The 12,744-nt window shown below is 67.7% G+C and carries 22 protein-coding genes; 18 read left to right on the forward strand and 4 right to left on the reverse strand.

The features are described from left to right. The first annotated feature begins 76 nt into the window (after window positions 1–76). The 16 genes from OG504_RS39215 to OG504_RS39290 all read left to right on the forward strand — a co-directional run bounded on the left by OG504_RS39215 (window position 77) and on the right by OG504_RS39290 (window position 8,882). Entirely contained in the window at window positions 77–328 is a 252-nt protein-coding gene (locus OG504_RS39215) for a hypothetical protein (RefSeq protein WP_405994042.1), read from the forward strand. A gap of 345 nt (window positions 329–673) precedes the next feature. After that, window positions 674–1,381, forward strand: coding sequence for a hypothetical protein (locus tag OG504_RS39220; RefSeq protein WP_405994043.1), 708 nt, complete (start codon window positions 674–676; stop codon window positions 1,379–1,381). A 108-nt stretch (window positions 1,382–1,489) separates the two neighbouring features. Continuing rightward, a complete protein-coding gene (locus OG504_RS39225; protein WP_405994044.1) occupies window positions 1,490–1,729 on the forward strand; it encodes a hypothetical protein in 240 nt (79 codons plus the stop codon). Window positions 1,730–1,767: 38 nt separating this feature from the next. Then, complete coding sequence (locus OG504_RS39230; RefSeq protein WP_405994045.1) at window positions 1,768–2,634, forward strand: bifunctional DNA primase/polymerase; 867 nt, start codon at window positions 1,768–1,770, stop codon at window positions 2,632–2,634. Then, entirely contained in the window at window positions 2,631–4,064 is a 1,434-nt protein-coding gene (locus OG504_RS39235) for a phage/plasmid primase, P4 family (RefSeq protein WP_405994046.1), read from the forward strand. The genes OG504_RS39230 and OG504_RS39235 overlap by 4 nt, the downstream gene beginning before the upstream one ends. 135 nt (window positions 4,065–4,199) lie before the next feature. Further along, entirely contained in the window at window positions 4,200–4,505 is a 306-nt protein-coding gene (locus tag OG504_RS39240) for a hypothetical protein (RefSeq protein WP_405994047.1), read from the forward strand. 103 nt (window positions 4,506–4,608) lie between these two features. Then, window positions 4,609–4,983, forward strand: coding sequence for a hypothetical protein (locus tag OG504_RS39245; RefSeq protein WP_405994048.1), 375 nt, complete (start codon window positions 4,609–4,611; stop codon window positions 4,981–4,983). Between the two features lie 16 nt (window positions 4,984–4,999). Beyond that, window positions 5,000–5,185, forward strand: a complete 186-nt coding sequence (locus tag OG504_RS39250) for a hypothetical protein (RefSeq protein ID WP_388109570.1) — start codon at window positions 5,000–5,002, stop codon at window positions 5,183–5,185. Further along, window positions 5,182–5,493, forward strand: a complete 312-nt coding sequence (locus OG504_RS39255) for a hypothetical protein (RefSeq protein ID WP_405994049.1) — start codon at window positions 5,182–5,184, stop codon at window positions 5,491–5,493. The genes OG504_RS39250 and OG504_RS39255 overlap by 4 nt, the downstream gene beginning before the upstream one ends. A 182-nt stretch (window positions 5,494–5,675) precedes the next feature. Continuing rightward, on the forward strand, window positions 5,676–6,095 hold the full coding sequence (locus OG504_RS39260) for a hypothetical protein (protein ID WP_388109574.1): 420 nt from the start codon (window positions 5,676–5,678) through the stop codon (window positions 6,093–6,095). Between the two features lie 2 nt (window positions 6,096–6,097). After that, complete coding sequence (locus OG504_RS39265; protein ID WP_388109576.1) at window positions 6,098–6,346, forward strand: hypothetical protein; 249 nt, start codon at window positions 6,098–6,100, stop codon at window positions 6,344–6,346. Further along, a complete protein-coding gene (locus OG504_RS39270; RefSeq protein ID WP_405994050.1) occupies window positions 6,346–6,774 on the forward strand; it encodes a helix-turn-helix domain-containing protein in 429 nt (142 codons plus the stop codon). Before OG504_RS39265 ends, OG504_RS39270 begins: the two co-directional genes overlap by 1 nt. Continuing rightward, the gene (locus OG504_RS39275; protein ID WP_405994051.1) at window positions 6,774–7,310 is read left to right on the forward strand and encodes a hypothetical protein; all 537 of its coding nucleotides are present in this window, start codon (window positions 6,774–6,776) and stop codon (window positions 7,308–7,310) included. The genes OG504_RS39270 and OG504_RS39275 overlap by 1 nt, the downstream gene beginning before the upstream one ends. A 45-nt stretch (window positions 7,311–7,355) precedes the next feature. Further along, window positions 7,356–7,895, forward strand: a complete 540-nt coding sequence (locus OG504_RS39280) for a hypothetical protein (RefSeq protein WP_405994052.1) — start codon at window positions 7,356–7,358, stop codon at window positions 7,893–7,895. A gap of 242 nt (window positions 7,896–8,137) precedes the next feature. Continuing rightward, window positions 8,138–8,410 carry a hypothetical protein gene (locus OG504_RS39285; RefSeq protein WP_388109583.1) on the forward strand — a complete coding sequence of 91 codons (273 nt, stop codon included), beginning with the start codon at window positions 8,138–8,140 and terminating at the stop codon, window positions 8,408–8,410. A 58-nt stretch (window positions 8,411–8,468) separates the two neighbouring features. Beyond that, the gene (locus OG504_RS39290; protein WP_405994053.1) at window positions 8,469–8,882 is read left to right on the forward strand and encodes a hypothetical protein; all 414 of its coding nucleotides are present in this window, start codon (window positions 8,469–8,471) and stop codon (window positions 8,880–8,882) included. A 48-nt stretch (window positions 8,883–8,930) separates the two neighbouring features. Here OG504_RS39290 and OG504_RS39295 read toward each other — a convergent pair whose 3' ends face one another. Continuing rightward, a complete protein-coding gene (locus OG504_RS39295; RefSeq protein ID WP_388109587.1) occupies window positions 8,931–9,440 on the reverse strand; it encodes a hypothetical protein in 510 nt (169 codons plus the stop codon). Between the two features lie 351 nt (window positions 9,441–9,791). Further along, entirely contained in the window at window positions 9,792–10,529 is a 738-nt protein-coding gene (locus OG504_RS39300; protein ID WP_405994054.1) for a hypothetical protein, read from the reverse strand. Between the two features lie 121 nt (window positions 10,530–10,650). Between OG504_RS39300 and OG504_RS39305 the strand changes: the two genes are divergently transcribed. After that, window positions 10,651–11,160: a hypothetical protein gene (locus tag OG504_RS39305; protein WP_405994055.1), complete on the forward strand. Its 510-nt coding sequence runs from the start codon at window positions 10,651–10,653 to the stop codon at window positions 11,158–11,160. 100 nt (window positions 11,161–11,260) lie between these two features. Continuing rightward, window positions 11,261–11,494 (forward strand): hypothetical protein, encoded by a 234-nt coding sequence (locus OG504_RS39310; RefSeq protein WP_388109592.1) that lies wholly within the window; start codon window positions 11,261–11,263, stop codon window positions 11,492–11,494. 16 nt (window positions 11,495–11,510) lie between these two features. Here the strand turns inward: OG504_RS39310 and OG504_RS39315 are convergent, their stop codons facing one another. Together OG504_RS39315 and OG504_RS39320 are read right to left on the reverse strand one after the other, a co-directional pair. Next, window positions 11,511–12,227 carry a TIGR02391 family protein gene (locus tag OG504_RS39315; protein WP_388109597.1) on the reverse strand — a complete coding sequence of 239 codons (717 nt, stop codon included), beginning with the start codon at window positions 12,225–12,227 and terminating at the stop codon, window positions 11,511–11,513. Window positions 12,228–12,398: 171 nt separating this feature from the next. Then, a complete protein-coding gene (locus tag OG504_RS39320; protein ID WP_405994056.1) occupies window positions 12,399–12,734 on the reverse strand; it encodes a hypothetical protein in 336 nt (111 codons plus the stop codon). Window positions 12,735–12,744: the final 10 nt, after the last annotated feature.

Genomic DNA, 12,744 nt, shown 5'->3' on the forward strand with positions numbered 1-12,744 from the left:
AGATTGACCGTAGCGGAACATTAGCTCCGCATTTTCGACCTCTGCGGAACATCTCTCCTGGATTGGAGCAGGCTCCATGACCCACCGCACCCGGCGCGCCAAGACCACTCGCGGCATGTCGGAGGCCGAGGTGCTCGCTCTTCCGGTGTCGATCCCCCTGGAAGACACGAACCGGGCAATTGGCCTCGGCCGGACCGTCGGCTACTCCCTTGCCAAACGCGACGAGTACCCGATCCCGGTTCTCCGCGTGGGCAACGCCTACCGATGCCGCCGCGCCGATCTGCTGGCCTTCCTCGGCATCGGCAGCAACGCGGCGCAGGCCGCCTGATGCAGGCGCCAACGCCCACCCCTGACGAAGAGGCCTACGAGTGGGTCGAAGACGGAACCCTCTGGCTTCGCCCCGCACCTGCGGAGTCGATCGCCGACTTCGTCAAACGCGCCGCTCGCGCTCGGGGACCCCTCACTGACGCCGAGAAGGTCGCACTCCGCGACGTCTTCGCGCCCGTCCTCGACCAGCCCCGAAGCGAAGCTGCATGAAGCGGCCCCTCCCGCGCCGGTGATTCCAGCACCGACGAGAGAGGGGCTCCAGCAACAGACCCCATACAGCGCGAAGCCCCGGGCCTCGTACCACCGGAACCCAGGGCGTTCGCTTCACAGAAGTGGATCCATCACCATGGCCAACGATACGGCCCCAACGCCAGCAGGCGCCACGCCATCGGGCGCCGACCCGAAGACCTACCGCGCCGTAGTACGCCGCGATCGCGACGCCGGCCGACTGCCCCGCTACCGCGCCCGCACCCTGCTGTCGGTGTGCGACCTCGCCGAACGCCACAGCCGACACCTCGCCGACATCCGCCAGCCCGTCAGCTTCATGGGCCTCGGAAACCTCCGCCCCGTGCTCGCCGACCCCCGCGACGGAGACGGTGACTGGTACTTCGTCCACGAGGCCCTGGAAATCACAGGAGCCACGGCCGAGCAGTGGCACCAGCTCAAGGACGAGGAAATCGCCGAGGCCGAAGCGGGCGAAGGCGGCCGCACCTGGCCCGCCCGCGTCGACGAGTACACCACCCACTGCGCCGACGGAAGCAGGCACCAAGTACCCGTCTGCAACTGGCAGATGGTGCTGATGCTCGCCCTCGACGGGCCATGGGGCGACGAGCTGATGTCCAACGCCCAGCCCGCGCTGCGCCGAATCATGGTCGAGACCGGACTCGGCGACGAATTCCAGGCCGTCAGGATCGGTGAGGACGGTACAGCGCAGGTCACGGGTGAATCCCTCACCGACGTGATCCTCGCCGAGGGCCCGCTGACATCCGCCGAAGTCGCCCGCGAGCAGATCCGCCGCGGCCCGCTCGGCGCCCTCGACCCACGCAGCCCCTGACCCGGCCCGGCCGCGTCCGGCGACGGGCGCGGCCACCCAGACCACATCGGCTCGCGAGACGGCTCGGAAACGAGCACCCTCCCGCCTCGCTCGCGAACGGACAACGACGTGCAGGTACAAGAGCGCAGGCCCGGCGAAGGGCCGGACACCACGGCAGACGACCGGCTCCGCGAGCAGTACATGCGGGAGCTGGCCCGGCGCGAATTCGTGACAGCCGGCCTCCGCGGTCACCTCGCGGAGCAGCCGAACAGTCGCGCCGTCAGAGCCTGCGCCCGCCGCTGGATCAGCGACATCAACCACCTCGCCGACGGCGTCATCGCCGCCATGAACACGGAGAACGAAGAGTGAGCCAAACCGGGCTTTCACCGCGACTGCGGCGCGACTGCGTGAGCACCTCGCAGACGTCACTCGATGGCGCCCTGTGGCTCACATCCCACGGCTTCGTCGTCTTCCCCGCCGACCATCCCGGCCTGACCCAATGCGCGGGCGTGGGCCGCAGCCACGACGCAGCCACATGCGCCGACCGGGGCAAACACCCGACCGTCGCCTTCTCTCGGGCCCACACCCTCGACGAACGCCAGGTCTTCAACTGGTTCGACGGGCAGTTGCGCAACGTCGGCGTATTCGTCGGCGCTTGCACAGGGCCGGACGGCGCCGGACTGCTCGTCGTGGACTCCGACCGGCCTGGCGCCATCGAGGACACTGCCCAAGCGCTCGGCCACGGCCACACACCCACCATGCGAGTGCGGACCGCCAAAGGCACCCACGACTACTACTGGACGCCGACGGGCGCCAAGTTCGGCAACGGGCTCGGCTCCCTGCGGGGCAAGTTCGACGGCGACGTCCGCGCAGGGAATGCCTACGTGATCAGCGTCGGCAGCGTCCACGCAACGGGCGTGATCTACGAACTCGAAGACCCAGACCAGCCCCCCGAGTTCGCCCCCGAATGGCTCCTCGCCGCGCTACAGCAGCCCGTGCCGCCGCCGCGTTCCACGGTCACGCCGATGTCACCCAAGCAGGCAGGGGGGCGCCTCGTGGGGCTCCTGCGGTTCGTCCTCAGCTCCTCCTACGGCGACCGCAACAACCGTCTCTACTGGGCAGCTTGCCGCGCGTTCGAGTGCGCCGACGAGGCCGACTTCGCGGGACGGGACGTCGCCTCGGCGCTCCTTGACGCAGCGGTGGGGGTCGGGCTCAGCGAGGCCGAAGCGCGACAGACGATCACCTCTGCATATCGAACGGGGAGCGCCCGGTGAACGACCAGTCCATCGACGAGCAGGCGCGCCGGATTCTGGAGGACAACGGCCTTCCAGTCCCGACGCCCTTGGCCGGGAACAGGCATCGCGGGCACCTTCGCATGGCAGAGAGGTTCGTTGCCGAGCACAGCACCGGTATGCGCCACGTGCACGGAATCGGCTGGCACCAGTGGGATGGCGCGCGCTGGGAACTGGATGACAGGCGAGCCGATATCGAAGCGGCCGTCGAGACAGTCAAGGCGGCCCTGGCCGAGCTGGCGGGACTCACCGGCGACGAACGCGACGAGCTGTACCAGGACGCCCGCAAGTCGGAGTCGGCCTCAGGCATCGAGGGCATGCTCAAGATCGCCTCGGCGCTCACCCCGATCTCGACCTCGTCAAAGGCGCTGGACGCCGACCCGCACCTGTTCAACACCCCAGACGGGACCATCAACCTCCGAACGGGAGAGGCGACCGAGAATCGCCGCGAGGACCTGATCACCAAGGTCGCCGGCGCCCCGCTCGGCGACGAGACCGACGAGGAATGGGAGAGCTTCCTCAAGCGGATCCTGCCCGAGGACGAGGTGCGGGACTTCGTGCAACGGCTGTTCGGCTACGCGATGTTGGGCAGGGTCACCGAACACGTGATGCCGATCTTCACCGGGACCGGAGCCAACGGCAAAGGCACCCTGCGCGACGCGGTGATGAGCGCCTTCGGGGACTACGCCATCGAGGTGGACCCCGCGATCCTCATGGAGTCCAAGCATGAGCGGCACGGCGCCTTCAAGATGCGGTTGCGCGGCGCCCGTCTGGCCTTCTGCTCCGAGACGGAGAAGGGACGCAAGTTCGCCGAGGCCACCATGAAACGACTGGTCGGCGGCGATCAGATCGAGGCGAACCTCATGCACAAGAACCCGATCACCTTCGACCCGTCACACACGCTCGTCATGCTCACCAACCACCTGCCAGCCGTCTCGGGTGACGACCCCGCCGTGTGGCGCCGCCTGTTGGTCGTTCCGTTCGACGTCGTGATCCCGCCCGAGGAGCGCGACGGCAGCCTGCCCGAGCGCCTCAAGAAGGCGGCACCCGCAGTGCTCGCGTGGGCATATCGCGGATGGCAGGAGTACCTGCGGCACGGGCTCAACCCCCCTCAAACCGTCATGGTCAAAACACAGGAGTACCGCGACGAGAGCGACAGCCTCGGCCGATTCCTCGGCGAGCAGACCCTCGCCGGGCCATACAACGTGGTGCGCGCGCGGGAGCTCTTCACGGCTTGGTCCAAGTGGTGCCACGACGCTGGGATCCGTGCCGAGGAGATCGGCACGGAGGTGTCGTTCGCGGCCTCGATGAAGGCCCGCGGCTATGAGAAGAAGTCGCGCAAGATCGGCGCGGTTTGGGTGGGCCTGATGCTCACCGGCGATGCCGAGGACAAGGAAGACGAAGCCGCCTGACCTGCATAAACGGCTAGGGGTGGTGGGTTGTGGTGGGTTTTCCGTTAATCCCCCATACCTGTACGCGTAGAGAGTTTCGGAAAACCCACCACAACCCACCACCCACCACCCCGACCAGCTCTCGAAGGAGACCCCGTGACGATCGCCACGATCCCGCTCTACGACGACCGCAACACGACACACACCGTGCAGACCATCCCCGTCAGCGCCGGCGAGTGCAGTCACGAAAACGGCAGCTGCGGGCAGCCCGGCGTCGTCGCCGTCCGCAACACCATCGACCAGCAACGGCCCGTCGAGACCAGCACCTTCCGGATCACGCTGTGCGCCGACCACCAGGACGACGCCCCTCGCATGCACGACGTGTGGGTGGCCTCGGCCCGCGAGATGCAAGACCCCGTCAAGCGAGCCGAGTTCCTCGCCAGCGCCGGCGTCACCACCTGACCCGCACGCGAACGGCCGGCCCCGCGGGACTCGGGCCCGGCCACCCGTCCAGCATCCACCAGGAAGAGAGCGTCATGACCTATCGCGTCGATGGGGGGTCGTCATGACCTCCCACGTCGAACAGGCCGTCGCCGCGCGAATAGCCGCCGCGCACCGCAAGGCCGAGGAGCAGAAACGGCGCCGCGAGGAACTTGCCGCCGCACGGGCCTCCGGTGTCGCCAAGAGACATGCCCAGAAGCTCTACCGCCAGGCCCACGCCGAACAGCAACGCACCGAGGACCCCATGCCCCGCGAACCGCGCGCCCTGACCCGGGCAGCCCCATGCCCCGCATGCCGCGTCCAGCGCACCGTGAAGCGCGTCGCGACCGTCACCGTCAACGGCGCCGAGATGGACGTCGTCGGCTGCCCGGTGCGGTCGTGCGAACTGCTGTGGTGCGTCCACCCCGAGCGGCCCCGCATCATGCCGGCCGCCGCCTGAACACCTGGAAACCCCCATGACCCCGAACCATCCCGCCGAGGTGACCGCCAGGCCCCTCGTCACCGCCGGCCGCACACAGCTGCTCGTCGACTGCCCGGTCTGCGGCGGTGTCCACAGGCACCTCGACGCCGGACTGCGCCGAAGCCCGTGCGGCACCCGGTACGCCATCGTCCCCAACAGCCCGAAAGAGCCCAGCACATGAGCGCCCCCGACGATCAGCCCCACGACCCGTCCACGGCCGCGGCGAACACCCTGCGGGAACTCGGCTACGTGCCCGGCCCGCAGCCCATCCGCCAACTGCGGCAAGTCGGCGCCGAGACCCTGGCGGACATCCACCTGTCCGCGGCCGTCGATCCCGCGTCCAGCGGCGAGACGGCAGAAGCCCAAAGCCGCCTCCTCGAAGCCGCCGTGGCCGCACTCGGCGTCCTCGCCGAAAGCGACCTCGACGAGATGGAACAGCAGGCACTCGCCGAGGCGTTCGGTCTGCCCGCACCGGGGGACAGGTCATGACCGGGCCTGCTGCCCGTGATGGTCATGACCGGCCGAAGTGCGGGGCGAAGAAACGGCAGACCGAAGGGACGTGCGAGCGGCCTCCGGGGTGGGGGACGGATCATCCGGGGACGGGCCGGTGCAAGCTGCATGGCGGGTCGACGCGGACGCAGACGGTTGCGGCGGAGCGGGAGGCGCTGGAGGTGAAGGCGCGGGTCCTGTTCGAGAAGGTCGCGCCGGAGATCGTTCCGGTGGACAACCCTCTTGAGGCGTACAAGATGTTCGCCGGCCGGGTGATGGCGTGGCTCGGCCTGATGGAACAGCTGCTCGCCGACGTGAAGAGTCCGCGGTACCGGGGTGCGACGGCGGAGCAGGTCCGCGGGGAAGTGCAGCTGTACGAGCGGGCGATGGACCGGGCGAATACGGTCCTCGGGACTTACGCGAAGCTCAACATCGACGAGCGGCTGACCCGGATCAGTGAGCAGCAGGCGCACACGATGGTCACCGCGGTGACCGCAGCGTTGCAGGCTGCCGGACTGTCCGCGGATCAGCAGCTGTTGGTGCGCGGTGCGCTCGCCCGCCAGCTTCGCGCGCTGCCGGCCTCCGAGCGGGACGGTGCCTAGCCGTGGGCTCGGGAAGCGTCTCCATCCGCAGTTTGCGGGCCGCGGTCGCCCTGGTCACGGCGCAGGCCGCCGGACTTGAGGTGTCGCAGGCTGAACTTCTCGACGGCTGCCCGGCGGACGAGGCGCTGGCGACACTCACCCTGCTCGTGGCCGGCGCCGTGGGTACCGCCCCGGTCTTGGGTGCGGCCATGCTGCGGAGCGTCGGGGAGAGCGTGGCGCGGGAGGCCGCCCGGGGCGAGGGCGGCGGCTGATGGCCCGGACGGTGCCGCGCGGGGTGCTGCTGACGGAGCGGGATTGCGCGCTGCTGGACGGCGTTCTGGTGCGCGCCCTGCGGGATCTGCACATGCGGGACGGTGCCGCCCCCCACGACCTGGTGGACGTGGTCGCGGACATTCACCAGGTGGCGAAGGAGTTCCGCGCGTCGGTGCTGGTCGAGGCCGGTTCCGGAACCGTGTGCGCCGCTTCTGGTTCCGAGGGTGGATCTTCTGAGGTGACAGAACGGCTGAGCGTCCAAGAGGCTGCGCGGCTCACTGGATTGAGCACTTCGTACTTGCGAAGGGCGGCCCGCAGAGGCGACGTACAAGCGTCGCGGTCGGGCCCCAGAGGCGAGTGGGTCCTCGACGGTGGCGCGGTGGCGGCATGGACGGCCGACAGAACCCACCTTAGGAAGGCAGGCTGATGGGGCAGATCACCGGGGAGATGCGCGAGAAGTACGGCCATCAGGCCGACTGGATCCCGCCCGGCATCGTCGCCCGAATAGACGAAGACGAAATCCTCGACCGGCTCGACCAGGCCGCCGACTACTGGAAGAAGGCCGAGAGCGCGCCCGCCGATCTGGCTCGCGGCTACATGGACATGGGCCGGATCATCTGCCAGGCCGCGCCCCGTGACGAGACGGAGCAGCAGGCCCAGGAGTGGATGGTCAAGGCTGCCGACGCCCACACGTCGGTGCACGCTGCCGCCTGCATCACCAAGGCGCACGAGATCCGCCAGGCAAACCCGCCCGCTCCGCGCCGTGTGCGATATCGCCCCTCGCCGGAGCAGCTGGCCAAGGCGCAGGCCGTCGCCGTGCTGCAGGCCGACATCGTCAAGGCCGCCATCGCCAAGCAGGCCCGCCAAGCCGAAGAGGACCGCAACTATCAGGACGCCCTGGCGGGCCGTCGGCAGTGGACGATCGGCGACCAGGTGCGCTACCAGCGCGAGAACGGCAGCTGACCACCCGCACGCCGCTCCCTCCCACTGCTACCTAAGGACTGCCCCATGACCACCGCCACCCCCACCTACAGCGAGGCCGTTGAGCGTCTCGCCGAAGCCTCCGCGCAGCTCGCCGCGTTCGCCGAGCAGGAGCAGGGAGCGGCCAGGGACGCCACCGCCGCCGCCCTCTCCTCGCAGATCACGCACGCCATCACCGTCAACCCGGAGACGGAGCGGGTGCGTGAGCGGGTACGTGCGCAGTGCGCCGCCCACATCGAGGAGGCCGCCGCGTACACCGGATCGACGCCGGAGATCCTTGAGCAGCTCTCTGCCTTCGTGGACCGGTTCGCCGCGCTCGCCGATGAGTTGGTCGCGTTCAGCGCCGTTGCCGTCGAGATGGACAGCCGCGGCGAGGCGCTGTTCGACCACGCGCGGGGTCTCGGCGAGCCGGCCACGGCACCGCAGGTGTTCGAGGGTGTGATGCAGGCGCTGACCCACTCGCCCGAAGGCATGGCCTGGCGCCGGCTGTACATGGCCGGCTACCGGGGGCGCGTGGAAGCTGCGGATGCTCTCTGCCAGTTGGTCCGCCAGCTGCGCCGCCACTGACGAAGCCTCCGGCGGTTGTCACGGCCGCCGGTGCCCGACCAAGGCCCTGTCCGTGCTCCCAATCCGAGCGGGCGGCGCATGTCGGGCGGCCGTGGGGCTGGCGAACGGATCCGCCGGCCATGCGGTCACCTTCACGCGTTCTCTCCGTGCCCGGTCGTACCTCATTGCGGCCGGGCACCGGTGCGTCCAGGAGATGGGTAAATCGGGGCACTCAGCGGCATGATGTGCGAATGATGTCAAACTTGTGCGAAGACGATGCGGTCATCATTGCCGGTTCGACGGAGATACCTGTCCGCGCCCGGCTGAGTAAGAACTACACGGAGGAGTTCGGCGAAGTGTGGTCCGGCTCCCTAATCACCGACGATGGTTCTGACCTCTACCCGCTGCACGATAATGATGATCTTGTACTCCGCATGTCGGATGGGCAGGAGGGCCGCTTCACGGCCGATTGGGTCACGACGAACGGACGGAACGGCTTGATCGACGTCGAAGGCATGGGGCGAGCCCCCTTCTGATCCGTGACGGGTTGACAGCTCGAACGGGGGCGCGAATGTGCGACGTAGGGTGTGCCTCGTGCTGCTGTACCACTTCACTGACGCTGAGCACTGGAACGGCATCCTGGCGGCTGGCGAGATACGCGCCACGTGGCAGCGCCGGAACAGCCCGCCCACCGTTCACCTCTGCCGCGACCCCGACCCCGAAGCACTTCCGTGGGCTTTGCGGGATCGGCGACTCCGCATCCTCGTCTGCGTGCCCGATGCGGAGGTGCACTACTGGCCCGACTGGGTGCCCTCGCACTTGAGGCCGGAAGAGCAGTGGTCTCTGCTTGCCTCCAGCGACCCGAGCAAGACGAGTGTTCCTAACCAGTGGAACGGGACGCCGGAGGAGTGGTTCGTCGTCGAACGGGCCGTGCCGATCACCGAGTGGGAGGAAGTCATCGACCTCGACACGCGCTCCTGCCTCTGGCCCGAACGTCCAGCTCTCTGACTTGAGGATGCTCGGGACTGTCAGGGGCCTCGGATCGGGCCTGGCTCCTTAAGCGGACTCACCTCGGGGTGGCATGAGCGGCATACCGCTCCGGGCGCAGCGGGCGTTCCAGCCCAGCCGGAACAACTCGTGCCGCAACTCCTCGATTTGCTGGGCCACAGTCTCCATGTCTTCGATCGTGAGCGGTGTGACGGAGTGGCCCAACGTCTTGCGGGCGGGCTTCATCGCCTCGTAGCCGTCGCCCTCTCCGGCACTCATGAAGATGGCGTGCACGATCGTGTTGCGCTTGTTCTTCAGCGCCTTCGCCTGGTTCAGGCATGCCGTGATCTCCCCGGCTTCCGCGTCAGCCATAGTGCTCACGGTTAGGGCAAGTCGGCAGAAGTCGATCAGTTGATCGGTGTTCGCGGCGTTGGCGTACACGAGCAGCGTCGGCTCGAAGGCTATGGACCCGAGAAGGCTGTGCAGGCTGCGGTCAAGGTGCGCGCCGGCGACGGTCACTCGTCCGACGGCCTCAAGGAAAGGGTTCCGCTCAGGAGCAGCGGCGTCCGCGTTGTTCATGCCAGGGATGCTATGGCGGCAACTGGGTGTGATGCTCCGTAATTTGACCAGCAACTTTGCCATGCCTCTAGTCGCATAGAGGGTGTGGTTCGTCGGCTTGGACCTGCGCTTTACGGGCCTGATGGCACACGCTTGGCTTGTCTCTCGTCGCCCGGCTGGAGCGTCCCGGCAGCAGCCGGGCGACGTGTGAGGGCACCGCTTCCTGTCCCTCGCCCGTCATTCGTAGCCGTCGCCCACACGGATGGGTGCCGATTTTCTGCGCAGTGCCGGGATCGAGGAGACGGTGGCGGTCCGGAGGACTGGCCAGACAACAGCTGAGGACGCCCACCCTAGGCCCGTGCGGCGTGCGCATCATGCGGCAGTGGCTGGCGGATCTCCGCCGAGGCGGACAAGCCGTTCGCTGCTGTAGGCGTCGTATTCGGCGCTGTTGAGGAAGCGCACCGGCATGCGGGTGCGAGCGGGCGCAACGCCGTCGGCTACCAGCGTCACGACAAGTGCGGCGTTGCCGGGGTCCAGCTCGGTCAAGCCGGTGAAGTCCAGGGCCGGGAGCGTGCGTGACCATTCGCCGTGAACGATGTTTTCGGTGCCGCCCTCCCATTGGAGTGAGTGGATCCCGAGCATGTGGACCCATTCGTCCTGCCATCCGGACTGTTGGCCGATGTCGTTGAGTCCTTCGAGTTCGATGCGCACGCCCGGGTTCTTGGCCGCATAGAGGCTGGCGTTGCTGAGCGTGACGGTCGCCGATACCTGCTTGAAGGCCTCAATTTGACGGTGCTGGTCGGGTGTCACGGCGTCGCCTGCCAGGAACACGGGCTCGTTCGGGAAGCTGAAGTTGAACGTGATCTCGATGTGGAGGTCAGGGCGCCCACTGGCGTCGCGGTAGGCGAGCAGGGCGACAACGCCGGCGACTGCGACGAGGAGCCAGGAGGCCGCGGCAATCACGGTGTTGACGACGGCTACCCGGTCCTCCGTGTGCAGACCCAGCTTCCAATCCCAGATGCCCATGCCGATCAGGCAGACCGGGCCAGCCCCGAGAACGATGATGGTGATGACTGTGGCCCATGCGCGGGAGTCTCGAAGGTGCTTCACGAGCGGCAGCGTAGGGATACGAACCCGAACGGGCCATCACGGACCGGCAACGACTGCACGCACTGCGTGCACGGCTGCCACTGTGGCCGCACGCAATATCCGCACCACCTAGGGGAGCCTCGTGCGCCGCACCATCCTGCCTATCGCCGCCATTCTGCTGACCGCGGCCTGCAGTAGTGGCACACCCCGGCCAGTAGTCACCGCCGATGACCCGGTGGGGACTCCGGCCGCATCCAAGAAGTTGGACGCCGCCGGCGTATTCAAGGCACTCGCCGACGCAGTACCCACGACGAAACTGTCCGGGACCGTGACCGCGGCGAATGACCCGAATCATCTCCTCGGCCGGCCCGGCCAGTACACGTCGAAGGTGACGTTCACCGACTCCCGCATCAAGGCGGCTGACGTCGAGGGCACCGACAAGGGCGACGTCGAACGAGGCGGCGCCATCGAGGTGTTCGGGGACCCGTCCGGCGCTCAGGCACGCGCCAAGTACATCCAGACCATCGCGAAGTCCCTGCCTGCGGTGGCCGAGTACGACTACGTGCGTGGGCCTGTTCTCGTCAGGGTGTCGCACTACCTGACACCGACTCAAGCCGCCGCGTACAAGGCCACACTGGACAAGCTCAACTAGCAGTCGGCGCTCGGGACGGCTGTCGCCCCGCGCCCGGCTCGACTGCGATGTTGCATAGCGGTAGATAGCACCACGCCGCTCAATCGGAAGGGGATCCCTCATGACTGTCGCTGACCTTGAGGCACTGCGAGAGAAGTACCTGACTGCCCTTGAGGCGTACACCACCAGTGCGGAGAAGACGAGAGCGGAGCTCGGGGAGGTGCGGCCCATTGGAAATGGACCCGTCCCTACGATCTCTCCCGCGTGGATTCAGGCCATGGAGGCAGAGCGCGAGGCCCAGGCTGTCTACGAAGCGGCCCGGGATGCCTACTGCGAGGCCGCGAAGGCCGAGTAGCGCCAAGATGCCCAGGTCAGCCCCGGCTTGCTTCAATCTTGTCGAGCAGCCGCATCAGCAGGTCGGCAAGGAGAACGACCTCGGCCGCCTCTGTGGGGTCGGTGTAGTCGACCCGTCGGTGGCTGGCCGGGTTCTTGAAGAGCCCGATGGCGCCCTTGAAGAGCTCCATTGTGGCCACCGCCTCACCGCCTTCAGCGTCCTGATCAGAGAGCGGACCACCCTCTTGATCTCCTTTCCCAGGCCTGAAAGCGGCCTGCATCAGCGCGGTACCCACGAGACCGGCCGGGAGCTCCGACATCGCCCGCACGCGGACCTCGATCTCTTTCATTGCCATCAAGGCTGCGGCCTCGAAGTCGCCGCGAAGATACTGCGGACGTGCCGCTCCTTCGAGAACAGGCACCATTTGGATGTCGAGCCTCTGGACGGCACGGATCCACGGAAGCCCTCGATTCAGGGCCTCGTGTCCTTGTCGACTGACGAAGAAAGCCTCATTGGCGCTCTGATCAATGTCAGGGGCCACTAGCCCGCGGTTGATGAGCCAGGCCCACGCTTCGCTGAGTGCTTGCACGGCGTCCTTACGGCCCCGGTAGCCATGCTGTTTAGCGCTAAGCAGCCAATTCCTGTAGTTCCACTCGTTGTTCTGCAGGGCGTCTCGCAGTACCCGAAGTGCAAGATCGTCGATAGGAAGGGCCACGACGTCGTCGGCCGTAAGTGTCCAGTCAGCAGTGGGCATGTCTCTCCAGTCGGATGAACGTGAGCGGCACAGTACGCGTAGCGATCCATAGCGGATCCCGGCCTGCGACCAGCCAGCCCGACGGTGACCGCGCTCATCGCCTCCGCGCAGTAGGGCCTCCACCGGCGACCCGACCTGCATGCCTCGCGTACAGACGAGAGTGGGTTGCGTCTACGGGACCGGAAGGCTCGTGCATGTCGGATCGGCGAGGCAGTCCTGCCCGGCCTGCACGTTCTCCCTGTTGCGCTTGTTGAGGCCCTTGAATTGAGCGTTCAACTGGTCGTCCTCGGAGAGGCCATTGCACGGGGCGGGCGTCTCGGTCGGATCCTTGGCGGCGTGGTAGGCCTTCGCCCAGGCGTCTACGCAGTTCTGCATCCGCTCGGCCGCGGACAACTGCGGCGTCTTCGTGACGGTGACGGTCGGCTGCGGCTTGCTGCCCCCCGAGCTGGAGCAGCCGGCGAGCGCGAGAGAGCCGGCGGCGAGCAGGGCAACGGTGGTGCGGCGCATGAGTCCCCCG

Source organism: Streptomyces sp. NBC_00986 (genome assembly GCF_045162565.1).
Classification (GTDB): Bacteria; Actinomycetota; Actinomycetes; order Streptomycetales; family Streptomycetaceae; genus Streptomyces.